The 26,680-nt window shown below is 45.6% G+C and carries 26 protein-coding genes; 17 read left to right on the forward strand and 9 right to left on the reverse strand.

Annotated elements, in window-relative coordinates:
• Window positions 1-156: 156 nt before the first annotated feature.
• The 14 genes from EP073_RS07600 (at window position 157) to EP073_RS14145 (ending at window position 14,614) form a co-directional block, all read left to right on the forward strand.
• A complete protein-coding gene (locus tag EP073_RS07600; RefSeq protein ID WP_128466555.1) occupies window positions 157-693 on the forward strand; it encodes a cupin domain-containing protein in 537 nt (178 codons plus the stop codon).
• A 447-nt stretch (window positions 694-1,140) separates the two neighbouring features.
• Window positions 1,141-1,452: an ATP-binding protein gene (locus EP073_RS13900; RefSeq protein ID WP_206617451.1), complete on the forward strand. Its 312-nt coding sequence runs from the start codon at window positions 1,141-1,143 to the stop codon at window positions 1,450-1,452.
• A gap of 10 nt (window positions 1,453-1,462) precedes the next feature.
• A complete protein-coding gene (locus EP073_RS07610; RefSeq protein WP_128466556.1) occupies window positions 1,463-2,287 on the forward strand; it encodes a toxin-antitoxin system YwqK family antitoxin in 825 nt (274 codons plus the stop codon).
• Window positions 2,288-2,507: 220 nt separating this feature from the next.
• Window positions 2,508-3,317, forward strand: a complete 810-nt coding sequence (gene panB, locus EP073_RS07615) for a 3-methyl-2-oxobutanoate hydroxymethyltransferase (RefSeq protein ID WP_128466557.1) — start codon at window positions 2,508-2,510, stop codon at window positions 3,315-3,317.
• Window positions 3,318-3,325: 8 nt separating this feature from the next.
• Window positions 3,326-4,174, forward strand: coding sequence for a pantoate--beta-alanine ligase (gene panC / locus EP073_RS07620; protein WP_128466558.1), 849 nt, complete (start codon window positions 3,326-3,328; stop codon window positions 4,172-4,174).
• Complete coding sequence (panD, locus tag EP073_RS07625) at window positions 4,175-4,543, forward strand: aspartate 1-decarboxylase (protein ID WP_128466559.1); 369 nt, start codon at window positions 4,175-4,177, stop codon at window positions 4,541-4,543.
• Between the two features lie 68 nt (window positions 4,544-4,611).
• A complete protein-coding gene (locus EP073_RS07630; RefSeq protein WP_128466560.1) occupies window positions 4,612-5,064 on the forward strand; it encodes a chemotaxis protein CheW in 453 nt (150 codons plus the stop codon).
• Between the two features lie 9 nt (window positions 5,065-5,073).
• Window positions 5,074-7,368, forward strand: coding sequence for an ATP-dependent DNA helicase RecG (recG, locus tag EP073_RS07635; protein WP_128466561.1), 2,295 nt, complete (start codon window positions 5,074-5,076; stop codon window positions 7,366-7,368).
• 694 nt (window positions 7,369-8,062) lie between these two features.
• The gene (locus EP073_RS07640) at window positions 8,063-8,599 is read left to right on the forward strand and encodes an SWIM zinc finger family protein (protein WP_128466562.1); all 537 of its coding nucleotides are present in this window, start codon (window positions 8,063-8,065) and stop codon (window positions 8,597-8,599) included.
• 131 nt (window positions 8,600-8,730) lie between these two features.
• On the forward strand, window positions 8,731-11,946 hold the full coding sequence (carB, locus tag EP073_RS07645) for a carbamoyl-phosphate synthase large subunit (RefSeq protein WP_128466563.1): 3,216 nt from the start codon (window positions 8,731-8,733) through the stop codon (window positions 11,944-11,946).
• A gap of 1 nt (window position 11,947) precedes the next feature.
• The gene (locus EP073_RS07650; RefSeq protein ID WP_128466564.1) at window positions 11,948-12,730 is read left to right on the forward strand and encodes a dihydroorotate dehydrogenase electron transfer subunit; all 783 of its coding nucleotides are present in this window, start codon (window positions 11,948-11,950) and stop codon (window positions 12,728-12,730) included.
• Window positions 12,731-12,736: 6 nt separating this feature from the next.
• Entirely contained in the window at window positions 12,737-13,654 is a 918-nt protein-coding gene (locus EP073_RS07655; protein WP_128466565.1) for a dihydroorotate dehydrogenase, read from the forward strand.
• Between the two features lie 143 nt (window positions 13,655-13,797).
• On the forward strand, window positions 13,798-14,436 hold the full coding sequence (locus EP073_RS07660) for a hypothetical protein (protein ID WP_128466566.1): 639 nt from the start codon (window positions 13,798-13,800) through the stop codon (window positions 14,434-14,436).
• Complete coding sequence (locus EP073_RS14145) at window positions 14,426-14,614, forward strand: ferredoxin family protein (RefSeq protein ID WP_128466567.1); 189 nt, start codon at window positions 14,426-14,428, stop codon at window positions 14,612-14,614. Before EP073_RS07660 ends, EP073_RS14145 begins: the two co-directional genes overlap by 11 nt.
• 61 nt (window positions 14,615-14,675) lie before the next feature.
• Here EP073_RS14145 and fabF read toward each other — a convergent pair whose 3' ends face one another.
• From fabF to EP073_RS07695, 6 genes are all read right to left on the reverse strand, one after another.
• Window positions 14,676-15,938: a beta-ketoacyl-ACP synthase II gene (gene fabF, locus EP073_RS07670; RefSeq protein WP_241653977.1), complete on the reverse strand. Its 1,263-nt coding sequence runs from the start codon at window positions 15,936-15,938 to the stop codon at window positions 14,676-14,678.
• Window positions 15,939-15,942: 4 nt separating this feature from the next.
• Window positions 15,943-16,377 (reverse strand): MarR family winged helix-turn-helix transcriptional regulator, encoded by a 435-nt coding sequence (locus EP073_RS07675; protein ID WP_128466568.1) that lies wholly within the window; start codon window positions 16,375-16,377, stop codon window positions 15,943-15,945.
• Window positions 16,378-16,493: 116 nt separating this feature from the next.
• Window positions 16,494-16,943, reverse strand: a complete 450-nt coding sequence (locus EP073_RS07680; RefSeq protein WP_128466569.1) for a thioesterase family protein — start codon at window positions 16,941-16,943, stop codon at window positions 16,494-16,496.
• A gap of 79 nt (window positions 16,944-17,022) precedes the next feature.
• Window positions 17,023-18,051, reverse strand: a complete 1,029-nt coding sequence (gene cydB, locus EP073_RS07685; protein ID WP_128466570.1) for a cytochrome d ubiquinol oxidase subunit II — start codon at window positions 18,049-18,051, stop codon at window positions 17,023-17,025.
• A gap of 1 nt (window position 18,052) precedes the next feature.
• Window positions 18,053-19,390 carry a cytochrome ubiquinol oxidase subunit I gene (locus EP073_RS07690; RefSeq protein ID WP_128466571.1) on the reverse strand — a complete coding sequence of 446 codons (1,338 nt, stop codon included), beginning with the start codon at window positions 19,388-19,390 and terminating at the stop codon, window positions 18,053-18,055.
• 695 nt (window positions 19,391-20,085) lie between these two features.
• Window positions 20,086-20,523, reverse strand: coding sequence for an RrF2 family transcriptional regulator (locus tag EP073_RS07695; protein WP_128466572.1), 438 nt, complete (start codon window positions 20,521-20,523; stop codon window positions 20,086-20,088).
• 120 nt (window positions 20,524-20,643) lie between these two features.
• On the opposite strand from EP073_RS07695, the gene EP073_RS07700 reads away from it, so the two are divergent.
• The 3 genes from EP073_RS07700 (at window position 20,644) to purB (ending at window position 24,067) form a co-directional block, all read left to right on the forward strand.
• The gene (locus tag EP073_RS07700; protein WP_128466573.1) at window positions 20,644-21,279 is read left to right on the forward strand and encodes an HAD family hydrolase; all 636 of its coding nucleotides are present in this window, start codon (window positions 20,644-20,646) and stop codon (window positions 21,277-21,279) included.
• Window positions 21,276-22,556 carry an amidohydrolase family protein gene (locus EP073_RS07705; RefSeq protein ID WP_128466574.1) on the forward strand — a complete coding sequence of 427 codons (1,281 nt, stop codon included), beginning with the start codon at window positions 21,276-21,278 and terminating at the stop codon, window positions 22,554-22,556. Before EP073_RS07700 ends, EP073_RS07705 begins: the two co-directional genes overlap by 4 nt.
• Before the next feature lie 77 nt (window positions 22,557-22,633).
• The gene (gene purB, locus EP073_RS07710) at window positions 22,634-24,067 is read left to right on the forward strand and encodes an adenylosuccinate lyase (RefSeq protein ID WP_128467797.1); all 1,434 of its coding nucleotides are present in this window, start codon (window positions 22,634-22,636) and stop codon (window positions 24,065-24,067) included.
• 30 nt (window positions 24,068-24,097) lie between these two features.
• Here purB and EP073_RS14095 read toward each other — a convergent pair whose 3' ends face one another.
• From EP073_RS14095 to EP073_RS07725, 3 genes are all read right to left on the reverse strand, one after another.
• Window positions 24,098-25,333 (reverse strand): MFS transporter, encoded by a 1,236-nt coding sequence (locus EP073_RS14095; protein WP_347338907.1) that lies wholly within the window; start codon window positions 25,331-25,333, stop codon window positions 24,098-24,100.
• Complete coding sequence (locus EP073_RS14185) at window positions 25,323-25,694, reverse strand: cytochrome c3 family protein (protein WP_128466576.1); 372 nt, start codon at window positions 25,692-25,694, stop codon at window positions 25,323-25,325. The genes EP073_RS14095 and EP073_RS14185 overlap by 11 nt, the downstream gene beginning before the upstream one ends.
• Before the next feature lie 64 nt (window positions 25,695-25,758).
• Entirely contained in the window at window positions 25,759-26,676 is a 918-nt protein-coding gene (locus EP073_RS07725; protein WP_128466577.1) for a SphA family protein, read from the reverse strand.
• Window positions 26,677-26,680 lie beyond the last annotated feature (4 nt).

The following is a 26,680-nucleotide window of genomic DNA, read 5'->3' on the forward strand; positions in this document are numbered from 1 at the left end:
AAATCGCGCATCTGTTAAATATACTTATTTCGTAACTGACTTACTCTAATGAATATTTTTATAAGAACGCTGTTAATAAATAACTTGACATAAACTTCTCTGTTTAATATATAATAGAAATAGGGATAATTATTAAATCAGATTCAGGGGTTATTAATGGGATACGGAACCAAGCTGAGGGACATCAGAAAACGACTGGGGCTTACGCTGGAGGACATTTCACAGAAGACCGGATTTACCAAAAGTTTTATCAGTCAGATAGAAAACGGTAAAAACTCGCCTTCCATTGCCTCTCTTAAGAAAATCTGTTATGCGCTCGGTACCACAATCAGCGAGCTTTTTGAAGACGAACGCAATATTGTTAACACATTTTCTAATGAGGATTACAATGTGCTCAAAAACAAGAGCATAACTATGACTTTTCCCGCCTCAAAAGTTGTTAACAGAAAACTTGAGCCGATCATAATCGAGCTTGAGCCTTACTCCGAAACCGGAACAGACAGCTATCACCACGTGGGCGAGGAGTTTGGTTTTGTCCTTGAAGGTGAAATAGTTGTGGTTATCGGTACGGAAGAATATAAAATTAAACAGGGCGAATCCATATATTTCAGCTCAAATCTTCCGCACAGGATACGCAACAGAACGGACAAGCCGGCAAAAGCCTTCTGGGTGGATACGCCGCCGTCGTTTTGATAATCACAAATTCCCCATTCATGGGAATTTGTGATACACGCTCGCGGACGGTTTAACCGCCCTTCGTTTCGCACGGCGCGCTCCCATCCTTGGGAGCGTTTGTGTCATTGCGAACCATGAAATTGTGAAGCAATCTCTCAGTATATTCAGAGACTGCCGCGTCGCTGCGCTCCTCGCAGTGACACAGCAATGCTTCCGGTGAAGAATCTCAAAAACCATATAATCTGATTATCACTTTCAAATTTTCTTGCACATCAGGTTAAGTATGTTATCATTGAATTAATCGGTGAATCGAAACTCCTCAGAAGTTCTTATTTTTCAAATAAGTTCCCGCAAAATATTTGTAAATCCTGAATAATTATCAATTCCTGTTCGTTTAGGATTTCTCATGCGAGGTTGTTATGAGAGAAAAAACTTCAGAAGAACTTCAAATTAAAGCATCTGCATTTGGAAACGATTAAAAAGCTTTTTCAGGATGAAGACGAAGATAACAACGCTCCATTGCCCAATCCTCTTCCTCAACCTGATCCTCAACCAAGTACACCTACTCCCAGCTTTGTTTTTATTTCAATCACTACGAGCATTTGTATTGGTTGCAGTGTTTGTATAAATGAATGTAACTATAATGTATTATCACTTTCAGAAGAAAAAGCCGAGGTTGTTGACCGTGGTGCCTGTAATGCTTGTGGAAAATGTGAGGACGCCTGTCCTACGGGTGCGATTAATGTATACACAGTGATTGATTTGGAAGATTATTAGGAGGTTTAACATGAAAGCATTGTTTGCAGTATTCTTTTTTTTTATATCATTATCTTTATTTGCATCGGAAAAGGTCGAGCGTTTTTGGGTTTGCGACGGCAGAGATGCAGCCGAAACGGAACAGAAAAATTTTTTTTTTATTGAAAAAAATCAAACAGATGAATTTGTCAGGCTAATGGATAAGGTGAACGGTACCTGCGAACGTGTTAACAATAAGAAAGAAAAACTTGTATCTGAAGTCCGCGCTGGGAAAAGAGAAGGCATCTTCAGAAAATATGATCAGTATGAGAGATTAATATTGACAACCTATTATAAAAACGGATTGATGCACGGACAGGCTAGAGCGTATCACCCAAACGGAAATGTCAATTATGAATTTTATTTGAAGGATGACCAAATTGAAGGTGTTTTGAAAATTTTCAATGAAGACGGAATAATAATCAGTGATGCCGTCTTAAAAAATGGTATGGCAAACGGGATTGTGCATAGATACTACGATAGCGGCGAGGTTTATACTTCATATCAGTTGTTGGAGAACAAAAGGGAAGGAGTTCAGCAGTTTTATTTTAAAACTGGGGTTATAAGTGGTGAATTTCATTTTGCAGATAACTTGCTGAATGGAACAGCGAAAGCCTATTTGGATAACGGCAAACAAGTATTCGAGATCAATTACATAAACCATGTTGCCGTATCAGGTATTTGCTTCAATGGAGAACAACGAATTGTTCTAACACAGGAAGAACTCTTGGACTGGCAAAAAGTCAAATGTTGGGAAACTGAGCAAACAGTCTTGCAGACAGATTTCAATAATCCTTTTATTCCGTTTCCTTTTTAATAAGCAGGGTAAATATCTCTTAATTAAGAGGCGGGGTTTTCTCCGCCTTGCCTGTTTCTTCCTTGTTTAACCATTTACATTTATCCTTGACATACGGTTCATAACTACTTATATGTAACTCAGCTTGGATCCCTCAAAAGACCGAGACTTAACAATTCAATATCTCCCGTTAAGCCTCCCGTTTGCGGATCTGCGCAAAAAATCATGGGAGCGTGCCTTAGTGAGCAAACACGCAGAAATCAAGAAGATCACTGTCTCCAACATCCGCAAAATGAAATCAGAAAATGAAAAAATATCCTGCATCACCGCCTATGACTATACATCCGCCAAAATTCTCGATCAGGCAGGTATTGACATAGTTCTTGTGGGCGACTCCCTCGGAATGGTGATGAACGGTTATGAAAACACCATCCCTGTCACTCTGGATGAGATGATCTACCATACCAAGTCAGTTAAAAGAGGGCTCCAGAGAGCATTTCTTGTCACAGACATGCCCTTCGGCACATATAACGTGAGCCATGAAAAGGCAATCGAAAACTGTGTCCGTGTTATCAAGGAATCCGGCGCTGAGGCTGTGAAGCTTGAAGGCGGTGCAGAGGTAGCTCCTCTTGTGGAAAGACTTGTCAAATCAGGTATAAATGTTATGGGGCATATAGGTCTTATGCCGCAGTCTGTCCATGTGATGGGCGGGTACAAAATTCAGGGCAAGGACGGAAGCGAAAAGCTTGCCGCCGATGCTATGGCTCTCGAAAAAGCCGGAGCATTTTCCATTGTTGTAGAAGGAGTTGTGGCGGATACGGCGAAAAAGATAACCGCAGCCGTGAGCATCCCGACAATCGGGATAGGCGCAGGAGTCCACTGCGATGGTCAGGTACTGGTTTATCACGATGTTTTCGGTTTGTTTGATGACTTTACGCCCAAATTTGTTAAAAGATATGCTAACCTCAAAGAGGTTGCGGTGAAAGCCGCAGAAAACTATGTTAGAGAGGTTAAAAGCGGTGTCTTTCCCGACGGCGGACACAGCTTCTGAGGTGCAGGGTGAAGATCATAACCAAAATCTCTGAGTCCAGAGAAGAAATTAATATTTTCAGATGCGTGGGCAAAAGAATCGGCTTTGTGCCTACAATGGGGTATCTGCATGAGGGGCATTTAAGCCTTGTAAAAAAATGCAGAGAGGAGAACGACATAGTGGTGGTGAGTATATTTGTTAACCCCACTCAGTTCGGCGCAGGGGAAGACTTTGAACGCTACCCGAAAGACATGAAAAATGACACGGACATGCTTCAGAAAGCCGGTGTCGACTTTTTGTTTGCTCCCTCAGCAGAGGAAATGTACCCGACAGGTTCAAGTACAACAATAAGCGTTTCCGGTGTGAGCGACGGTCTCTGCGGAAGCTCCCGCCCCGGACACTTTGACGGTGTGGCTCTGGTTGTTACCAAACTTCTCAATATAATTATGCCCAACAAGGCATATTTCGGAATGAAGGATTATCAGCAGCTTCAGGTTATAAAAAGATTTGTGACCGACCTGAATATGAATACAAAAATAATCGGCATGCCCATTGTCCGTGAAGCGGACGGACTCGCCATGAGCTCCCGCAATGTTTATCTGAACAGTGAGGAACGCAAGTCGGCGCTCTGCCTCAGCAGATCATTTGCCCTTGTTCACGAGGCTATTGAAGGCGGAGAGACCGAGGTTTCCGAAGTTAAGCACATAGTCGAAAGCTTTATAAAAGACCACCCGCACACAAGGATAGATTACGCACAGTTTGTAGACCCTGAAACACTGAAGCCTGTGAAGGATCTCAGCAGGGATTTTCTGCTAGCTCTTGCCGTTTATGTCGGCAAAACGAGGCTGATAGACAATAATCTTTTTAAGGTGATGTAAATGCTCAGAAATATGTTTAAAGCAAAGCTCCACAGAGCCACGGTAACCGATGCCAACCTCAACTATGAAGGCAGTGTCACTATCGACAAGGATCTCCTTGACGCCTCAGGGATACTTGAGTTTGAAAAGGTTGACATATGGAACATAACAAACGGATCCCGTTTTTCTACCTATGTCCTTGAAGGGCGCAGAGGCAGCGGTGAGATCTGCCTTAACGGAGCCGCCGCAAGGCTTGTTCAGGTGGGGGACAGGGTGATAATCGCCACATTCGCAATGATGGATGAAAAGGAGCTTGAAGGCTTCAAGCCCACTGTTGTCCAGCTGGATGAGCAGAACAGGATAATTTCCAAAGACGGAGTTCTGGTGTAGAAAACCTCTATCTTGCCAATAAGCCTTTATACTGCTATTATTTATAAAACGGGCTGAGAGGTTTACGCATGGCTGAAATGAGACAGATAGTCAGTCTGATGCTGAGCGGCGAAAAATACGGCATCAATATCATGGATATAGAAGAAATACTCCGCATGATGGACATAACCAAGGTTCCCAAGGCTCCTGCATTTGTGGAGGGGATAATCAACCTGCGCGGTCAGGTTATCCCTATAGTTGACCTGCGCAAAAAGCTCGGAATAGCCGTTCCGGAAGAAAGCGGGCAGACAAGAATCATCAACGTTAACATAAAAGGGAAGAAAATCGGCTTCGTGGTGGATTGCGTGGACGAGGTTCTCAGGCTTGACCCCGAGGTGATAGACAAAGCGCCCGGCGCTTCCACCGGCACAAACTCCGGTTATATCGACGGAGTGGCGAGGACAAGGCACGGCATGATCATCATCCTTGATGTTCATAAAATATTCAACCCCAATGAAGCCAATGTGCTCAGCTATTTATAGCGAAAGCTCATGGAGCTTGGCAATCTTCGCAAACTCCTGAATTCAATAGGAAAAAACAGGTCGGATTTTATAAAAAGTCCGACCTCTTATCTTTTATCCGTATCTGAATACACCGCAAAACTCAGCCCCACTCTTTCTGCCCTTGCCGCGCGCACTGCGGAAAAGGAAAAGCCTTCTCTGGCGGAGCTTGACGCTGTTGTTCATGAACTAGCTATGTTTATAGCTTCGGCATCCGCCAATACAAAAACCGCCGCTCTTCTGCAAGCCTCTGTGGCAACGGTGAAGGGCATAGGCGGCAAAACTGCGGAAGCTCTTGAAAAAGCGGGAATAACAACCATGGAAGACGTACTTCTCCATTTTCCTTTCCGTTACGAGGCGATAGGCTATGAAGGAGGGGAGAAGGGAGTTCTCACCGGAGTGCTGGAAACTCACGGACCTACATTCACCAGAGGAAAAAAGCGTATATACAAGGCGGTTTTCCGTTCGGATGCCGGATTCTTCTCGGCATTGTGGTTCAATTTCTCAAAATCCTACCCCGCATCAGGGCTTTCCATAGGCACAAAGTATCATCTTTACGGCAATATCGGCAGGATGGACGGTTCCTATTCCATGGTTCACCCTGAAATGATAAGTGAGTCGGACATAGGTAAAATCCGTGCCGTATACAGCTTGCCGACTGCGGTTAATCACAAGACTTACGCTTCCGCCGTGTTCCGTGCCGTGCATGATTATCTGGAATATATGCCGGATACTCTGCCGCTTCGTCTTGCGGATAAATATTCATATCCCGATATACGCTCTGCGGTGAAAACACTGCATTATCCGGACGATATAAGTCAGCTCGGAAAACTCCAGACCCGCAGCCATCCGGCTTATGAGCGTTTCGTGATGGAGGAGCTTTTCTACCTTCAGCTTGGGCTTCTTCTGAAAAAGAAGACATATCAGGAGGTTTCGGGCATAGCGTTTGATGTGAAGCCTGAGTTTCTGGAAGAAATAGCGTCCATGATGCCTTTCAAGCTCACCTCCGCACAGAAACGGGTTCTGGCGGATATTTTTAATGATATGAAGCGCCCGAAGCAGATGAACAGGCTGGTTCAGGGTGATGTGGGGAGCGGAAAAACTATAGTCTGCTTTACCGCTGCTATGGTCGCTGTGAAAAACGGCTGTCAGGCGGCGATAATTGCTCCGACAGAGGTTTTGGCGGAGCAGCATTTCCGCAGCCTGCTGAATTTTCTGGACGGAACGAAATACACCGCTGCTCTGCTTACAGGCTCAACGGCGGATAAGGATAAAAAGGCTTCCAAGGAATTGATAAGAGAAGGACAAATCAACTTTGTGGTGGGAACCCATGCTCTTATTCAGGAGGACACAGAGTTTGCCGCGCTAGGTTTCGTGGTGATAGACGAACAGCACCGCTTCGGCGTTTTACAACGTAAAACACTGGTGGAAAAGGGATATACTCCTGATATTCTGCTTATGACCGCTACTCCTATTCCCCGCACTCTGTCGCTTACGTTCTACGGCGACCTTGATATAAGCGTGATAGACGCCATGCCGCCGGGAAGAAAACCGGTTATTACAAAAGCATTTCCCGAAAGCTCCCGCCAGCGGATATTTGATTCGGTGAAAAAAGAGCTGGAGAAGGGGCATAAGGCATATTTCATTTACCCGCTGATAGATGTAAGCGATAAACTCGCTCTGAAAGCGGCTACAGAAGGCTATGAAGAAATAGCCTCTCACTTCGGCAGGGATATTACAGGGCTTCTCCACGGACGCATGAAGGCTGAAGAAAAACGTGAGATGATGAGCGCCTTCAAAAGCGGACGGTTGAAAGTCCTTGTCTCCACAACGGTTATCGAAGTCGGCGTGGATGTTGCGGATGCCACAGTGATGGTCATTGAAAATGCCGAAAGGTTCGGTCTCTCCCAGCTTCATCAGCTCAGAGGCAGGGTGGGCAGGGGTGCTGAGCAGTCATACTGCGTTCTGGTTTATTCAAAACAAATAAGCGAGGACGGCAAATCCCGCATAAAAGCCATGGAACAGCATGCTGACGGATTTAAACTCAGCGAGATCGATCTTGAGCTGAGAGGTCCCGGAGATTTTTTCGGCACAAGGCAGTCAGGTTTACCGCAGTTTCGGTTTTCAAATATCGTAAAAGATGTCAAAATATTACATAGGGCAAGGGCAGAAGCGGAAGAGCTTCTTGAAGATGATCCGGAGCTGGCAAAACCTGTGAACAAAACAGTTCTGGAAGCCCTGAAAACCAGATGGAAGGAGGGCATTGACTTTCTGAACATCGGGTAAACGATCGGACTGCAAAGGGTCATTATGAGCAGAGCGAAGAATCTCTGACCTTGAGATGCTTCACTTCGTTCAGCATGACGGTTCAATAGGGCGGTTTGCCCGTCCAAGTGTGTACAGAAAGTTTTCCCGTGAGGGATAGCTTATTCATTAACCCCTGCGTTCCCACTGACGGGAACGCGCCGTGCGCAGCGAAGGTTTGCTCTGCAAACCGCGAGCGTGTATAAAGTTTTCCCGTAAGGGATAGCTTATTCATTAACCCCTGCGTTCCCACTGACGGGAACGCGCCGTGCGCAGCGAAGGTTTGCTCTGCAAACCGCGAGCGTGTATAAAGTTTTCCCGTAAGGGATAGCTTATTCATTAACCCCTGCGTTCCCACTGACGGGAACGCGCCGTGCGCAGCGAAGGTTTGCTCTGCAAACCGCGAGCGTGTATAAAGTTTTCCCGTAAGGGATAGCTTATTCATTAACCCCTGCGTTCCCATTGACGGGAACGCGCCGTGCGCAGCGAAGGTTTGCTTTGCAAACCGCGAGCGTGTATAAAGTTTTCCCGTAAGGGATAGCTTATTCATTAACCCCTGCGTTCCCATTGACGGGAACGCGCCGTGCGCAGCGAAGGTTTGCTTTGCAAACCGCGAGCGTGTATAAAAATTTTCCATGGATGGGAAAATTTTTATTATATATTAAGGAGGTCGCCGATGCAGTTGCCAAAGCTTAGTGAAGAACAGCTGAGAAATATTTCCACTCCTCTGAATCTCCAGAGGGCGGAAAATTATGTCGGTAAATTTATCGACTGCTCTGTTGAGGGCTCTCTGCTGAAGGGAACAATCAAAGGTAATCACGGTGCATATGTCACCACTCTTCAAATCGATTCAGACCCCGTCCGGTTTTCATGCGAATGTACTAACGCCAAGGAGGTTTTCTGCAAGCATGCCGCTGCTCTCGGTCTGACTTACATTTACACGCCGTGGGTCTTTGCCAGCAACCGGAAACTGGAAAGGCAGCATATAAAAACTTTCGATGACATAAAGTTCTACATAAAAACCACCACGCTCAAATCACTTCTTGATGATGTGCGCGGCAAAAATATCAGCTCTTCTCAGGTGGCTGAGCTTGCTGGAGTTTCGATCCAGCAGCTTTCCTCCATAGTGAAGGAAGATCTGAACGGAAAAAACCATGTGTTGACAGATCCACTTAAGATAGCCTGCCTGTATTTGCTGTGCAGTCAGAAATAGTGACGAAGCTTAAAAAGCCCCTGTATTTCAGGGGCTTTTTTTTGTATAATTTTTTTTGATTTTCAAGTGTTGTAAAAGGGAGATTATTCTGATATAAAACTCCAATTTTGCCCATATATTCGGAGGATGAGTTGCCAAGAAGAAACGACATCAAAACCATTTTGGTTATAGGTTCAGGTCCCATTGTAATCGGACAGGCCTGCGAGTTTGACTATTCGGGTACACAGGCTGTAAAAGCCCTTAAGGAGGAAGGATACAGAGTTGTCCTTATAAACTCCAACCCCGCCACGATCATGACAGATCCCGAAATAGCCGATGCCACGTACATAGAACCTCTCACGGTCGAGATTCTGGACAAAATTCTTGAAGTGGAAAAACCCGATGCCATTCTTCCCACCGTCGGCGGACAGACAGCTCTTAATCTTGCTCTCGCCGCTTATGACGCAGGCGTGCTGGACAAGCATAAGGTTGAACTCATCGGCGCGAATGTTCAGGCTATCAGAAAAGCGGAGGATCGCGAGCTTTTTAAGGAAGCTATGTCAAAAATCGGTCTTGATATGCCTAAAAGTGCCATTGTACGCACCTTTCAGCAGGCGATGGACTGTGTAGAGGACATAGGCTTTCCCGCCATCATCCGTCCGTCATTCACCCTCGGGGGAACAGGCGGAAACGTTGCCTACAATATAGAAGAATACAAAAGCTATGTTGAATGGGGGCTTGAAGCCTCACCTGTGCATGAAATCCTCGTAGAGGAATCTGCCCTAGGGTGGAAGGAATACGAGCTTGAAGTAATGCGTGATCTTAAAGACAACGTAGTTATCATCTGTTCCATAGAAAACTTTGACCCCATGGGCGTTCACACGGGCGACAGTATCACTGTCGCTCCGGCGCAGACCCTGACCGATAAGGAATATCAGGAGCTCAGAAACGCGTCCATAAAGGTTATGCGTGAGATCGGCGTGGATACCGGCGGCTCAAACGTTCAGTTCGCCGTGAACCCCGCAAACGGAAGGCAGATAATCATTGAGATGAACCCTAGAGTTTCCAGAAGCTCCGCTCTGGCGTCCAAGGCGACAGGCTTTCCCATAGCCAAAATTGCCGCCAAGCTCGCAGTGGGATACACTCTTGACGAGATTCCCAATGACATCACCAAAAAGACTCCGGCTTCCTTTGAGCCTACAATAGACTACTGTGTTGTGAAATTCCCCAGATTCACCTTCGAGAAATTTCCCGGCGCGGACGACAGGCTGACAACTCAGATGAAATCCGTTGGCGAGGTAATGTCTATCGGCAGAACCTTTAAGGAATCTCTCCAGAAGGCTATCAATTCCCTTGAAACAGGCAAGACAGGCTTTGATGAAATTTTCCCCGCAGAAGATCTCGGCAAGGAGTCCGTAAGGGAGGAGATAGAAAAATATCTCCGCCGTCCCACAGACAAACGCATGTGGTACATCGGGGATGCCTTCAGAGCGGGCTATACCACCGAAGAGATACACAATATCAGCGCAATTGACCCGTGGTTCCTTGATAATATTCTGGAAATTATTGAGTTTGAAGGAAAACTCAAGGCTAAGGGCTCACTGGGAGCGCTTGGCACAGAGATGATGGAGAGAGCGAAAAAGCTAGGCTTCTCTGACAAAAGGCTGGCGAAGCTGCTTAAAACTAACGAAGACGAAATCAGAAACTCACGCCGCAAGGCAGTTTATAAAAGAGTCGATACCTGCGCCGCAGAATTTGAGTCTAACACTCCATACCTTTACTCAACCTTTGAGGATGAGTGCGAGGCGGAGCCAACCGACAGGAAAAAGGTGATCATCCTTGGCGGCGGACCCAACAGGATAGGGCAGGGGATAGAGTTTGACTACTGCTGTGTTCATGCGTCATTCGCTTTGGAAGAGGCAGGGTACGAGACGATCATGGTGAACTGTAACCCTGAAACAGTCAGTACGGACTACGACACCTCCGACAGGCTGTACTTTGAGCCGCTCACGAAAGAGCATGTGCTTAACATAGTCGAGAAGGAAAAACCCATGGGCGTAATTGTCCAGTTCGGCGGACAGACACCTCTGAAACTCGCCGTGCCCCTTGAAAAAGCGGGCGTTCCGATACTCGGCACATCCCCCGACAGCATTGACATAGCTGAGGACAGAGAGAGATTCAAAGACCTCATAGAGCGGCTGCACATCAAACAACCGCCCAACGGTATTGCGAAGAATGACCAACAGGCATTTGAGATAGCCGAAAGAATAGGCTATCCCGTTGTTGTGCGCCCTTCATATGTTCTCGGCGGGCGGGCGATGGAGATAGTTTATGAGCGGGAAACGCTTGTGAACTATATGAAATACGCCGTCGAAGCCAGTGACGATCACCCTGTGCTCATAGATAAGTTCCTTGAAAATGCCATAGAAGTGGATGTGGACTCCGTGAGTGACGGTGATATGGTTGTAATAGGCGGCATAATGCAGCACATTGAGGAAGCGGGAATCCACTCCGGCGACTCCGCATGCTCCATTCCGGCGCGCACTATCTCAAAAGACATGCAGGCTAAAATAATCAGTGAGACCAAAAAGTTATCCAAAGAACTTAATGTAATAGGTCTGATGAATGTTCAGTGGGCGATCAAAGGGGATGAACTCTTTATCCTTGAGGTAAACCCCAGAGCATCCAGAACCGTTCCTTATGTGAGTAAAACCATCGGGCGCCCTCTGGCGAAGATCGCAAGTAAGGTTATGGTGGGTATAACTCTGAAAGAACTCGGCTTCACTGAGGAAATTTATCCTGACTACTATACAGTTAAGGAAGCTGTCTTCCCCTTCGTCAAGTTCCCGGGAACAGACCTTGTTCTCGGACCCGAAATGAAATCCACCGGCGAAGTAATGGGTATTGATACTGATTTCGGCATGGCTTTCTATAAGTCTCAGCTCGCTGCTGGCAATAAGCTGCCGGAAAAAGGCAAGGTGTTCATCAGTGTTAAGGACGCCTGCAAGGACGGCATTCTGCCTGTTGCTAAAAAGTTTGTGGAGCTTGGATTCACAGTTGTTTCCACAGCAGGGACATACGATTTCCTCGCCGGACACGGCATAGAGGTTGAGCGCATCAAAAAGGTCAGCGAAGGCAGACCGAACATAGTGGACGCCGTGAAAAACAGGGAGATCAGCTTCTGCCTGAACATCCCCGCCGGAAGGCGCTCAAGGCTTGATTCCGAATCGATCCGCAGAGCGATCCTCAGCTACAGCGTGCCTTACGCAACAACCCTTGAAGCGGCTCAGGCTGTTGTAACCGCTATTGAGTCGAAAATTCATAAAGGCATGACAGTCAAACCGATTCAGCAATATTTCGGGAAATAATATGAAGGGAATTATCCTTAAAAATGAAAGACTTAATGATAAATACCGCCTGATGGAGATCGAATCGCCGGAATTTGCGCAAACTGCAAAGCCCGGTCAGTTCGTCATGGTGAAAACAGGTTTGCAGGACTACCTTGCAGACCCTCTCCTCAGGCGCCCCTTTGGGGTTGTGGACGTGCGGGGCAATACCTTTCGCCTTCTTTACATGCTTGTGGGTAAGGGAACCCGTCTCATGACGGAAAGCCCCGCAGGCTCGGTAATCGAGTTTTCCTCCAGCCTCGGAAACGGCTTTAAGTCTGTAAAAAATCAGAATATAGCTCTCGCTGCCGGCGGAGTGGGTATTGCCCCTCTGCTTTGGATAGCGAAGCTCCTTAAGGATGACGGGTGCAGGGTTACTCTGTATTTCGGCGGGCGTAATCAGGAGGATATTATCCTCGCTGATGAGTTTCGTCCGCACATAGACAAGCTCATTATCACCACGGATGACGGCAGCATAGGGGAAAAAGCCCTTGTGACGGCGCCATTTGAAAAAGACGCAGCAGGGTTTGACAGGGTTTACGCCTGCGGTCCCAAGCGTATGCTTCAGGCCGTGAGCGAAATCTGCGTCAAGGGCGGCGTTCCTGTGGATGTCTCTCTGGATGAACGCATGGCGTGCGGCATGGGCGCCTGTCTCGGCTGCATCATCTATGTGAGGGAAGGAGAGGAAACAGTGCAGAAAAGGTGCTGTGTGGAAGGACCCGTGTTTGACGGCTCAAAGGTCGTTTGGGAATCGGTTTGCAGGTAGGTTGAAATGTCCGTACTGAAAGTAAACATCTGCGGGGTGGAATTCAAAAACCCCGTTATCACGGCAAGCGGAACCTTCGGCTACGGGCTGGAGTACGCGCGCTTCATAGATATATCAAAACTCGGCGGAATCTCCGTTAAGGGGATTTCATACAACGAAGTCAGGGGCAACCCTATGCCCCGAATCATGGAAACCACCTCTGGCATGCTGAACGCAATCGGCTTGCAGAACGTCGGTGTGCATAAGTTTCTCAAGGAAAAACTGCCGCTTTTAAGGAAGTATGACACAAGAGTGATCGTAAACTTCTGGGGCAAAACCATAGAGGAATATGTTCAGGTGGCAGAAATTCTTGATAACGCTGATATTGATATGCTTGAAATGAATATCTCATGCCCCAATGTGAAAGAGGGCGGAATAGCCTTCGGCTCTGACCCGTCCATGACGGCAAAGGTCGTGAGCGAATGCAGAAAAGCCATTAGGAACAAACCTTTACTGGTGAAACTTTCACCTAATGTCACAGATATTAAGCCCTTCGCCAAAGCCTGTGAGGACAGCGGAGCGGATGGAATCAGCGCTATAAACACCCTGCTGGGCATGGCTGTGAATATCCATACCAGAAAGCCTTATATATCAAACGTTACAGGCGGTCTCAGCGGTCCTGCCATAAAGCCTGTCGCCGTGCGCATGGTGCACGAGGTATCTAAAGTTGTGAAGATCCCCATAGTAGGCATGGGCGGCATAATCAGATGGGAGGACGCGGCGGAGTTCTTCCTTGTGGGCGCATCAGCAGTTCAGGTTGGTACGGCAAACTTCGTTGATCCGGAACTCACGCTTAAAATCGTTGATGGGCTTGAGAAATATGCCAAAAGTCAGGGACTCTCAAACATATCTGAGCTCACCGGAAAGGTGGACTTGAGTAAGTAAAAATAAGGCAGCCGTCCGGCTGCTTTTTTCATATTCTGTTGAAAATCAAACTCATACTGATATAATGCAGCAAGGTCAATCGAAGCTCTTCAGAAGTTCTTATTTTCCTAATCTATTCGTTTCAACAAAAATAAGGAGACTTTATGAAATCATCACGCAGAAGTTTTATCAAAAATGCTGCTCTGACCGGAGTATTGGTTTGGAGTTTCGGATGTGCCGCTTACGGAAGTGAGATTGCTACGGATCCCGTCAGCATCAGAGAAGCTAAAATCAAAGGAGAGTCCTTTGATGATGGTAATTCGGCATATGACAAAGAAAAAAAACAGTTCAAATTGCGTAAGGACGGGGATGAGATAGTCTTTTCCGCAAAAGATATTCCTTATGATTATAATAAAAAACTCAAGAAGGCAGAATCCTTAGGATTTCCCGGAATGACTGTTACTTATAATAACACAACAATAAATGTTGATTATCTTTCAAGCTTCACTGTGGAACGTAATGGTTACTGTATGATAATAAAAAACGGGAGTGATTTGATAGTAAACAGTTATTTTTTGACAGAAGGGGACATTGATCCCGAAATACCGGTTTTTCCGATAACTTTGAAATACAATAACCTGTTCTTCACAATTAACGACGATATTGTGACTCTTGAAGTAAACGGCAGCAGTTTTGTCGGTGAACAAATTATATTTAATAGTTCAAGCGATACATCCATTGTAAAAAACGGTGCAGACATCGAAGTAAAACAACTACCGTTCAGGAAACAAAATGAGCACTAGAGTTGTAATTGATGAAGATAAATGCACTGGTTGTGGATTATGCGTGATAGTCTGCGGAGCAAGCCTTATCTATATGGATAATGACAAGGCAAAAACAAAGAGATATTTTTGTATACCATCAGATTGTGTGAAATGCGTCGAGGCATGTCCAGTAAATGCTATAACTTTGTTAGCATGAATACCTTATAATACAATAAAGGCAGCCGTCCGGCTGCTTTTATTAATTTTCGAGTGAAGAATCAGCGAAGTTTACCGAAAACAGCTATGGCACAGTGTCCACCGAATCCAAAGGTATTGCTCATCGCAACGTTCACAGACTTTTTCCTTGCTTTGCCGAGAATGATGTCCAGCCCCTGCGGTGTATCGTCGTCAAGGTTTTCCGTATTTATAGTGGGCGGTATTACACCGTCCTTAATCGTCATAACGCAAATAAGCGCTTCTATAGCTCCGGCTGCACCAAGCAGATGCCCCGTCATAGATTTTGTAGCACTGATGGACAGGTTTTTGGGTTTTTCGCCGAAAAGCTTGATAATAGACCTTATTTCGCTATCGTCACCAGTGGGGGTGGAAGTAGCATGCGCATTGAGATAATCCACATCCTCTGCTTTCAAGTCTGCATCTTCAAGAGCGTTTTTCATCCCGAGATAAGCTCCCATGCCCTCAGGGTGAGTGGCAGTGAGGTGATAAGCATCCGCTGCAAATCCTGCGCCCAGAACCTCGGCATATATCTTAGCTCCTCTGGCTTTGGCGTGTTCATATTCCTCAAGAACAAGTCCAGCTGCGCCTTCGCCCATTACAAATCCATCGCGATCCTTGTCAAACGGGCGTGAAGCCTTTTCGGGAGCATCATTTCGCTCGGAAAGCGCTTTCATTGCGTTGAAACCTCCCATGGATGAATCGCAGATGGCAGATTCAGCGCCGCCTGTAATGATGATGTCCGCCTTGCCGAGTCTGATATAATTGAAAGCATCGGCTATGGCGTTTGTCGATGAAGCACATGCGGAAACGGGGCAGAAGTTTATTCCCATAAGTCCGAACCTGATGGAAATGAGACCTGAGGCTATGTTCGTGATAATTTTAGGAACGAGAAAAGGGGAGAATCGGGGTTTTCCCCGATGTGAGGCGTAGTCTATAATCTGTTCGTCCATAGTGGGCATACCGCCAACGCTGGATGACCATATGACACCTGCGCGGGTTTTGTCAAATTCCGCAATGTTCAGATTTGCGTCTCTAAAAGCCTCGTCCGCCGCCGCTATGCTGTAATGGCTGAATATATCCAGCCTGCGGGCTTCCTTTGCGTCAAAATACGATAATGTATCAAATCCTTTTACCTCGCATGCGAAACGGGTTTTGAAGCCGGATGCGTCAAATTTGGTAATAGGTCCTGCGCCGCTGACTCCGCTCATAAGATTATTCCATGAATCCGCAACATTGTTGCCGAGAGGGGAAACTGCGCCTAGCCCTGTAACCACGACTCTTTTAAGTTGAATTGTCTTTGGCATATAATCACCTTCCGTATTTGATACGACGAGAGATAAGCTTGACGGCGTTGATACCGTCTTCTCCCAATATATCATATATTTTGGTCTGAACATTCTTCCAGTCCGGACGAGAGGCAAGAAGCAGTTCTCTGCCTTTTTCAGAGATGTCTATTCTTTCGTCCCCGGTTTCGTACAGCCAGCCGTTTTTTATCATTCTATCCAAGTTTCTGGTTACGGTGGATTTCTCCATCCGAAGTATTCTGCTGATCTCGGAACGCTTTTTAGCCCCGTCTGCCGCCAGAGAGATCAGGATAGACGCCTGACTGATTTTTAAGCCGTGCTTCTTCAGCTCTCTGTCGTAAATGCCGGTTATTACTCTGTTCATGAGGCGCATTTTTCCTGCTGTGCATTCTTCGATAACTGTCAATGCGAACTCTGTGATTTCGTCAGTTTTATCCATCAGCCACCATGTTGTATATACAACTTAATAAAAAGCATTAGAAATGTCAAGCTTGAGAAAGAGTCAAAGGGCAGGGGGAAACTTAAACAGAATGTATAATATTTATTCACAGATATTTATCCGATAAGATAAGTCCCTGTTCCGGCGGCGATGAGTAAGCCTTCGTCATTATGAAGCTTTGCCGTGGAGACGGCTATCTTGTTTCCGGCTCGGAGAGTTTCGCCTGTCGCGGTGAATGACTTGCCCCGTCCGGGCTGAATATAATCTATACGCAGGTCAATTGTGCCGACCTTGCTTACACGCTTCATTATCTGGTCTGCCGACTCTCCGGGATACTTCACAGGCAGGCAGAGCAGGGCGGAGATTCCCGCGGTTACATCCATGACAGAGGCTATAACTCCGCCGTGGAGAATACCGTAATCGAAGTTGCCTATCAGCTCGTTTCTCATTTTGAAGGTGATAACGGGGGTGAATCTTTCCGTTACCTCCAGCTTCATGCCCAGAAACCTCTGAAAAGGGCTGAGCGTTTCAAATCTCTCTTTAAAACGTGTAATAATTTCGTCCATTTTTCCCTCATAAATCACAGATCAGTATAACAAAAAAGGAGCCCGAAGGCTCCTCTAAATTTACAGGCAGCGGAAATTCTCAGTATGTTTCCACGTCGGGGTCTGTTACATCCTCCGGTTTCACCGGATGTCTGAATATGTAATATGTCCATATCTGGTACGCGATTACTATTGGAATAAATATCAGCACCACAACAGTCATTATCATCAGTGTATAGTCGCTGGAGGATGAGTTGAATGCTGTTATGCTGTACATCGGGTTGATTTTTGATGGGAGCAGGTTAGGGTAAAGTCCCGCAACACCGGTGAATATAAATGTAAGCACAGCGGCGCATGAGGCTAGAAACGCCTGAAACAGCGATTTTTTGTATATAAAATAAACATATACAATGCCAAGAGCGCATACAGCAGGCAGTAGGAACAGTATGGGCATCTTGAAGAAGTTCCCAAAAAGCGGTGTTGAGAAGAAGGTGGCAATCAGGAACATCACCACAGCGAAAGCGAGCAGCGGAACAAGATACGGCATCAGTGAAACTGCCCGCTCCGATACCCTGCCGTCTGTTTTAAGACCTATCCACAGTGCGCCGTGGGTGATGAAAAATACTACAAACACCGCTCCGGTAAGCAGTCCGTATGGATTGAGCAGATCAAAGGTTGTTCCGAAATATCCGTAACCATCCAGCAGGAGTCCCTGAAATATGTTGCCGAAAGCCACACCGAAGAGGAAAGGAGGGACAAAGCTGCTGAGAGATATAAGGAAATCCCATGTTTTTTTCCATTTGTCAGACTCTGCCTTGCCTCTGAATTCAAAAGATACGCCTCTGATTATGAGTCCGAAAAGGATTATAAGCAGCGGAGTATAAAACCAGCTGAACATGTAGGCATATGTTGTGGGAAATGCGGCAAAAGTCGCGCCGCCCGCAGTGACCAGCCATACCTCATTGCCGTCCCACACGGGACCGAGTGAATTTATTATCTGTCTGCGTTCCATATCTGTTTTGCCGATAAACGGGTGGAGCATTCCGGCGCCGAAGTCGAATCCGTCGAGCATAAAATAAACAGCCCAAAGCAGACCCCATAAAACAAACCATAGTGTTTGGAGCATCATATTACACCGCCTCTGCTGTTCTGCGACCTTCTTTCTCAGGTCCTTTAGCAGAAAACTTAAACAAAAGGTAGAAGTCTATTAGCATAAGTGTTCCGTAGAAGATGAAAAACCCCGCAAGCGATATTGCCACCTGCTGCGTTGTCAGATTCACTGAGACTCCGTCTTCTGTTCGCATGAGACCGTAAACAATCCACGGCTGGCGACCGACCTCAGCCACAATCCAGCCGAGCTGTGCCGCTATATACGGCAGGGGTATGGAGTAGAGAAGGGCGCGAAGCAGCCATTTTTTATTGCTCAGGGTACCCTTGCGCAAATAGTAGAGTGCAGTGCCTGCGAGCAGTATAAACAGTGCGCCTAATCCGACCATAAGGCGGAATCCCAGAAATACAGGCGTTACAGGCGGACGGTCTTTGGCTGGTATATCCCTGAGACCGGTAACCTCCGCGTTCCACTCCTTAAAAGCCATGAAGCTGGCAAGTTTGGGGATGGGGAATAATTCCACAGAGTTGCGTTCTCCCTCTTCGTCAGGTATGGCGAAAAGTATTACCGGCGCTCCTTTTTCTGTTTCCCAGATAGATTCCATTGCCGCAAATTTGGAGGGCTGAGTTTTAGCCACTTCTGCCGCGTGAAAATCACCTATTCCCGCGACTGCGAGAGATGAGAAAAGTCCGAATATAGCGGCGGTTTTCATGGATTTTTTAAATATCTGAACCTCATTCCCCTTAAGAAGATGATAAGCGGAAACACCCATTACAAAGAATGCGCCGATCACCCATCCGCTTGTTGCTGTGTGAAAAAATTTAAGCCATGCGTAGGGGGAGAGTATTACCGCCGTAAAGTCTGTCAGTTCGGCTCTGCCGTTTATTATGGTATAACCCACAGGGTGCTGCATCCATCCGTTTGCGATGAGAATCCATAACGCCGAAAGATTGGAACCGAGAGCTACCATCCATATAGAGAAGAGGTGAACCCGTTTGGAAACCTTTTTCCAGCCGAAAATCCATATGCCCAGAAAGACGGATTCAAGGAAAAAAGCTACCGTGGCTTCAATCGCAAGCGGCGCTCCGAATATATCCCCGACGTATTTTGAATACTCAGCCCAGTTCATCCCGAACTGAAACTCAAGAGTTATCCCTGTAACCACACCGATAGCAAAGTTTATGAGAAAAAGCTTGCCCCAGAATTTAGTCATTCTGAGATAGTCTCGATCTCCTGTTCTTACATAGACCGTCTGCATAAAGGCGATAAGAACTACCAAGCCAAGGGTTAGCGGAACAAAGATGAAGTGGAATCCGGCAGTAACTGCAAACTGGATTCGTGACAGCATCAAGGCATCCATAACTTAGCCTCCTGTTATTTAGATATATAATTGGTGTATTTATGCAGAACCTGTCGCAATGGCAAAGTGGTGCATACAAGTAAATAATAACACTCAATGCTTGCCATGCAATAAAAATATTCAAGAAAATCAATCATATAGGATAACTATGATTAAAATGGTATTATTTAATCTTTAGTAAAAATAATTTAGATTAGTACCTAAATTTATCCATTGAAAAGAGCAAATGATTGTTTATCGATGTACGATATAAGAATATCAATCGGAAACAGTTCTTTTTACAGGGGAAAACTCTCTCGGTTGCGATGATTTGAGCAAAGGAGTGTCTTTGCTTTAACCTTTTTGCTAAATCAGTTCTCAGGGGATTTTAGAGCCTCGATTTTTCTCTGCTTAAAATCACTGGATTGATTATCCAGAAGGGAAGCGATAGTTTCATTTTAAAAACGTCTGATAAGATATATTATGTTAAGTTAAAAGAGAGGTATACCGGAATTGAAGTAAAATGACAGGCTCTGCCGGATAGGAAAACAGAGCCTTGTTGGTATCTTAGAAGCTGCTGTGTACGAAAAGACGGTTGATTATTTAGGTTTTAAACCCTGTCTGAGGAATCTCGACAGGTAAAGACAAGGGCTGAGTCTTTTTCTTGCATTAGAAGAGGAAATTCGGCGCTGCACTTTCATTACAGCACCGATTTTTTATCCTTTCAGCCAGCTTAAGGAAAAGCTGGACACATCTGCCTTAGCCACCAGATCCGCAAGAGAGGTTTTTTCCAGTTCTTCGTAAAGCTTTTCAAAAGCTTTCCCTACTCTTTGCGTTATTTCGCAAACACCTTGAGCATCACAGTTTCTGTTGGCAAACTGGCAGGAGATACTTTTCGGCGTGTCTTCAAACACACGGAATATATCAGCGAGAGTTATTTTAGTCAGCTCTTTTCCAATGCAGTATCCGCCGTTTACACCCGGACTTGCTTTTATCATTCCTGTTTTAGAGAGCTCCTGCATCACTTTTGCGAGATAAGATTTTGATATATTCTGCTTTTCCGCAAGCTCTTCAAGCTGAACATGGCTGCCGCATCTGCAAGCTATAATCACAAGACTGTGCACCGCATATTCGGTCTTTTTAGACATCCTCATTACAATGCCCCATAAAATTTATTTGTTTTTTCTATTTTGAACTTCACAAAAATCACTGTGTTCTTATAATATATACCCTATACGATTGAATTTAAAATAAAAAAATTAACGGATAATGCAATGTTTAGGATGATAATTTTTGATCTTGACGGTACGGTTCTCAATACTCTGGATGATATTCACTCCTCTCTGATGGATACTATGGAAAAGTTTGATTTGGAAAAATTCGGTATAGAGACCACGAAAACCTATGTCGGTGACGGAATAAGTAAGCTTATAGAAAGAGCTGTATCATCAGAGAAATACAGCGAAAATATAGAAAACTGCTTTAGGGAAATCTACAACAAAAAGCTGGTGGAAACAACAAAACCTTATGATGGAATTACAGACATTATGGAACGCTTTAAGGCAGCCGGAGTCTGTCAGGTGGTGCTCTCAAATAAGGCAACAGAGTACACCGACTCCATAGTACGGCACTTCGGGCTGGATAAATATCTGGACGGCTGGTACGGCTTTGACTGTTTCCATGAGAAGAAGCCCTCGCCTCTGCCCGTTCGTGAAATATTGAAAGAAAAGGGCTTTTCTCCTGAGGAAACCCTGATGATTGGCGACAACTACACCGATATAGAAAGCGGCGCCGGAGCGGGTATAAAAACTTGCTTTTGTAAATACGGCTATGGTAAATTGAGAGCTGTTCAGGCGGATTATTTCATTGATTCGCCTTCGGAAATCCCTCTGATAGCAGGTTTTAAATGACAAAAAAGGCAATCTACGCAGACTGGATCTACTATGACGGAAAGATTGAGCAGAATAAATATCTTGTAATCAATGACAATATAATCGAGGGTCTTGCCCCCGCGCCTGAAAACGGCTGTGAGGTTGTCAGGCGTGAAAATTCCGCCATATTCCCCGGGCTTATAAACACCCACGCCCACCTTCCTATGTCAATGTTCAGAGGGCTTGCGGACGATCTCGCTCTCATGGACTGGCTCAGGAACCACATATGGCCTGTGGAATCCAAGTGGCTTTCGGAAACATTCGTGCATGACGCCACCCTGCTCTCCGCCGTGGAAATGATACGCTGCGGAACGGTGTGCGCCAATGATATGTACTTTTTCTCCGATCATGTGGCTTCAGCCCTTATCAGATGCGGGCTTCGCGGTGTAGTGGGTGTCGGGGTGCTGGATTTCCCCACCAAAACCGGCAAAGGCGCTGATGATTACATCTCCAAAGGCGCCGCCCTTTATCAGAAATACAAAGATCATGAAACAATAGATATTTCCATCTGTCCGCACGCTCCGTATACGGTTAATCCGGACAATTTCCGTAAATGCGTGGAGTTCTGCGGCAGACATGATATTCTGCTGCATACCCACCTTCTGGAAGCACCTACAGAAAGAGCTGATATAACAGAAAGATATGGCAAATCGCCAGTTGAGCTCATGAACGAGGTCGGAGCGTTCGATATAAAGTCGATCTTCGCCCACACAATACACCCCACTGATGAAGAAATCGAACTCATGGGCAGCAAGGGCGTGTGCGTATCGCATTGCCTTGAAAGCAACATGAAGCTTGCCAGCGGATTTTCACCTGTCAAAAAGATGCTCGACGCCGGAATGAACGTCACCATCGGAACTGACGGACAGGCAAGCAACAATGATATTGATATGATTGGTGAAATGAGCAGCGTTGCCAAATTCCATAAGGCGTTTAATATGGATGCGACCGTTCTGGATGCTGCGACAGTGCTTGATATGGCTACCAAAAACGCCGCAAAAGCCCTCGGACTTGGAAAATGCGGTGAACTGAAAGCGGGTTACAAGGCAGACTTCTTCGTTCTTTCATTTGATGCAGTGAACCTGACTCCCGTATACAATCCTGTTTCGCACCTTATATATTCCGCAAGCCAGCGGGACGTCACTGATGTTTATGTAAATGGCAAGTGTCTGATGAAAAAAGGGATTATTACTGTCATCGATGAGGATGAGATAAAAGAGAAAGCCCGTTCATGGGCGGCTAAGATAAAAGAATAACTACAACTTCTGACAGTACGTGCATAGTCAGATTACTAAGACCGAAGACCGGATAAAATACTATGAAAGGACATAAAATGGACATCAATACTTACTCAAACCCTCTCAACGAGAGATACGCAAGTAAAGAGATGCTTTACCTCTTCTCTCCACACAAAAAATTCTCTACATGGAGAAAGCTTTGGATAGCACTTGCCGAATCAGAAAAGGAGCTGGGGCTTAACATCACCGATGAGCAGATCGCCGAGATGAAGGCAAATGTTGACAATATAGATTTCCCCTATGCTGCTGAAATGGAAAGGAAATTCCGCCATGATGTTATGGCGCATGTTCACACTTTCGGTAAAGTATGCCCGAAGGCTATGCCGATAATACATCTCGGTGCTACGAGCGCTTATGTCGGTGATAATACTGACCTTATCGTGATGAAAGAGGCAATGGTTCTGATACGCAAAAAACTCATCAGCGTTATGAATAATATAGCCAAATTTGCCGTGAAATATAAAGACATGCCCGCTCTCGGCTTCACCCACTTTCAGCCGGCTCAGCTTACCACTGTGGGCAAGCGTGCTTGTCTCTGGCTTCAGGACTTCATGCTGGATTTTGAAACTCTTGAGTTCGCCATTGAGAACCTCCGTTTCAGGGGTGTTAAAGGAACCACGGGCACTCAGGCGTCATTCCTTCACCTTTTTGAGGGTGACCACGACAAGGTTCGCAGGCTGGATATAACTGTTTCCTCCAAAATGGACTTTGACAAGGTTCTCACAATCACGGGACAGACATATACCAGAAAACAGGATTCAAGAGTGCTTGCCGCCCTCGCCTCCCTTGCGGAATCAGCCCATAAGATGGCGACAGATATAAGGCTTCTTGCCAACCTTAAAGAGGTCGAAGAGCCCTTTGAAAAGAACCAGATAGGCTCCAGCGCCATGGCTTACAAACGCAACCCTATGCGAAGCGAGCGTGTATGCTCTCTCTCAAGGCACGTGATAACACTCAGCATAAATCCATACATGACCCACGCCACGCAGTGGTTTGAACGTACTCTGGACGACTCTGCCAACAGAAGAATCAGCAACTCCGAAGCTTTCCTCACCATGGACGCCGTTCTGGAGCTGCTTTACAACATAACAGACGGTCTTGTGGTTTACGAAAGGATGATCCACAGGCGTGTAATGGACGAGCTGCCTTTTATGGCAACGGAAAACATCATCATGGAATCTGTAAAACGCGGCGGCGACAGGCAGGAACTCCACGAAATAATCCGTGAGGCATCCATGGAGGCGGGAAAACGGGTTAAGTCCGAAGGGCTTGACAATGATCTTCTTGAGAGGCTTGCGAATCACTCAGGTGTGCCCCTCACCCGCGAGGAGATAGACAGTCTCCTTGAGCCTTCCAAGTTTGTCGGCAGAGCCCCTGAACAGGTCACAGACTTTTTGGAAGGTGAAGTTCAGCCGATACTGGATAAATACAGGGACTGCATCGGTCTGGATGTGGATATAAAGGTTTAATAACGGAGCGGGTGTAACAGCTCGCTTTTTTTATGTTCCCGTGACCTTGCCTGCGCTCCAATCAGCAGGCTCATTACCGATTGCCGACATGGATTGAGCTGAAATTCTGCCGGTTCTCATTAAGAAAAAAACAATTGTCGAAACTATCCCCATGAGTCCTGAAAATATAAAAACTGATTTAATTCCGGCATATTTGAAAAGAATTGAGCTGAAAACGGGGCTGCATGCAAAACCAAGCCCCATAAACATATTAAAGTGCCCTAGGATACTGCCGTGCACAGCGCTCTCACTCTGTTCCATCAGGAAGGCAAGGCAGGCAGGCTGGGAAACAGCACTGAATATACCGCTGAAAAGCAGTACAGCAAGTATATACACATAGCTGTTAAGCAATACGGTTGCGATAAGAAGGGATGATACTGCCAAACCTCCGCAGACAATAAGTATTTCTTTATGAAAATAATCTGCCAATCTACCAGTAAACGGTAAAAAAACCGCGGTTAGCAACGCTGACAGACTGAGAGCCAGACCGATTCCTTTTACAGATACGGATAATCCGCTGAGGTATATAGGAAGGAAAACCGTGACAGCGGAAATTCCCCATGCTCTGCAAAAGATATAAATCATCATAGTGTTGATCTCTGTCTTTTTAAAAACCTGACTTTGTTTTTTGTCGTATATAGGCTCATTTTTCTTGTTTTCCCCTATGAAAAAAACAAGAAAAATGCAAAAACAACAGCAAAGTATTATAAATAAAAATAAATAACCGAATCCGAAATTTTCGACAATAACGCTGCCTGTAAACGGTGCCGCCGCAACAGCGGAATAAAACGATAAGTCAAAAATACCCAAGGTTTTTCCTCTTTGTTTTTCAGAAAACTCAAGCAGGCAGTACATCACAGGACGAAACATGGCACACGCAATTCCCTGTAACGCTCTTAATATCAGAATAATCTTTGCTCCATGTACCAAACAGAACATGAGCGAGACTGTGGTGAACAATACAAGCGCGAAAAAGAGAACTATACGTGAACCATACCTGTCAATAATGCTGCCTGCCAGAGGTGAGAACAATATTTTTGATGCAGCATAAAAAGCAAACGCAAACCCGAATGTCAGTCCCTGTGAATAGTATTTATTATAAAATAACGGGAAAAGTGAGTCATTTGCCGCAAAAGCAAGTGTGATAAAAAAATTTATTGTGAAAAGAATTATGAATCTCCGCTTTTGCATATTATTCCGCATGGTGCATTCCTGTCTATGGAACACTTATTGTGAAAGTATGGTGACATTCTTTGTTACAATACAACTCCGAAGGGGAATGAATATGATGGCATATAGTGCACCTCAGGGAACCAGTGTGGGCATTATGAGGGTTTACTGAATACTCTTTGCCGTCAGCGCTTTTGAGAATAAGGTTTTCACCTGCGTCAATATTCTCATGGCAGGATCTGCACGATTGCTGCGAAGCAGATCTGGAAGGAGTGTCTGTTTGGTGGCAGTCACTACATGTTATTCCGGCTTCTGCATGCTTCGCATTAATTTGTTTATCGGAAGCCTCTGCGAAACCCCAGAGAGAGACTGTCAGAAAAACGAGTACAATAGTATATATGTGTTTATTATTTAACATTTATTTCTCCATTTGTGAGTTTAGGCAGTACAGATATGCAAGTTCCGTACTGCCTTCAATGGTGCTAAAGTTTCGTTGAGAAGGTTAACCAGAGAGCATTGCCCTCTGTTGAGTCTTCAGTGCTGAACTCTTTGTAATATTTTATTTTTACCTGACCGTTGATTTGGGAGATAAAAGCGTTGAGCTCCGGACCGATTCCGAATTTCCTGTCGTGAACAGATTTATCCCATGACACATCTTTTCCTGAATCATCAGTAATCTGCCAGTGAGCATAGCCTGAAAGACCTGCATCAAAGATTCCGATTGTCCGCCCTACTCCCCATTCCAAGTTCAGGTCGTCCCCGTATGTAATATCAAGATCCCTGTTTTCAAAGTGTTTCTCATGTCTGGCTAAAACAGAAACGCTCCACAGTTTGTCTTCATCCGGATAGAAGGTTACGCCGTATGTAGTCATCAGTGTATAATGATCATTGCCTGTATTGGCCAAATCTGATTTGTCGTATTCTCCAGTGGGGAGATACATGGCAGCACCAAAGACAGCGTCATATCTTTTGCCGTGCCATGCGAGAGTCAACGGTTCAATGGTTGTGTCACCGATATTAAACTCGCTGTCATCACCGGCGGCTGTTTCAATATCAACATAAACAGCCGGGATTATCAGATTCATTCCGTAATCAGCACCGAGGATTTTCTTTTTTGTCATCCATATAAAACGGTGAACGTTGGCAAATGTTTTGATTTCCGGAGGATTGTCAATTTTATCACCGCTGCGGTCTCTGAATTCATCGGAAGAGAAATATTGGTTGTACATTACATAGTAAAAGCCGGGTCCGGGTATGCTGGCGGCCTTTATACCTTCTGAACCAAGCGCGTAATCCTGCGCGTTTGCAGGTGAAAAAGCTGATACCAGAAAAAGCAGAAGCAGTACGATTACCGCTTTTCTGATTTTTATAAAAGTTATGGGCATATATCTGGCTAACATATAA

The organism is Geovibrio thiophilus (genome assembly GCF_004087915.1).
Lineage (GTDB): Bacteria > Chrysiogenota > Deferribacteres > Deferribacterales > Geovibrionaceae > Geovibrio > Geovibrio thiophilus.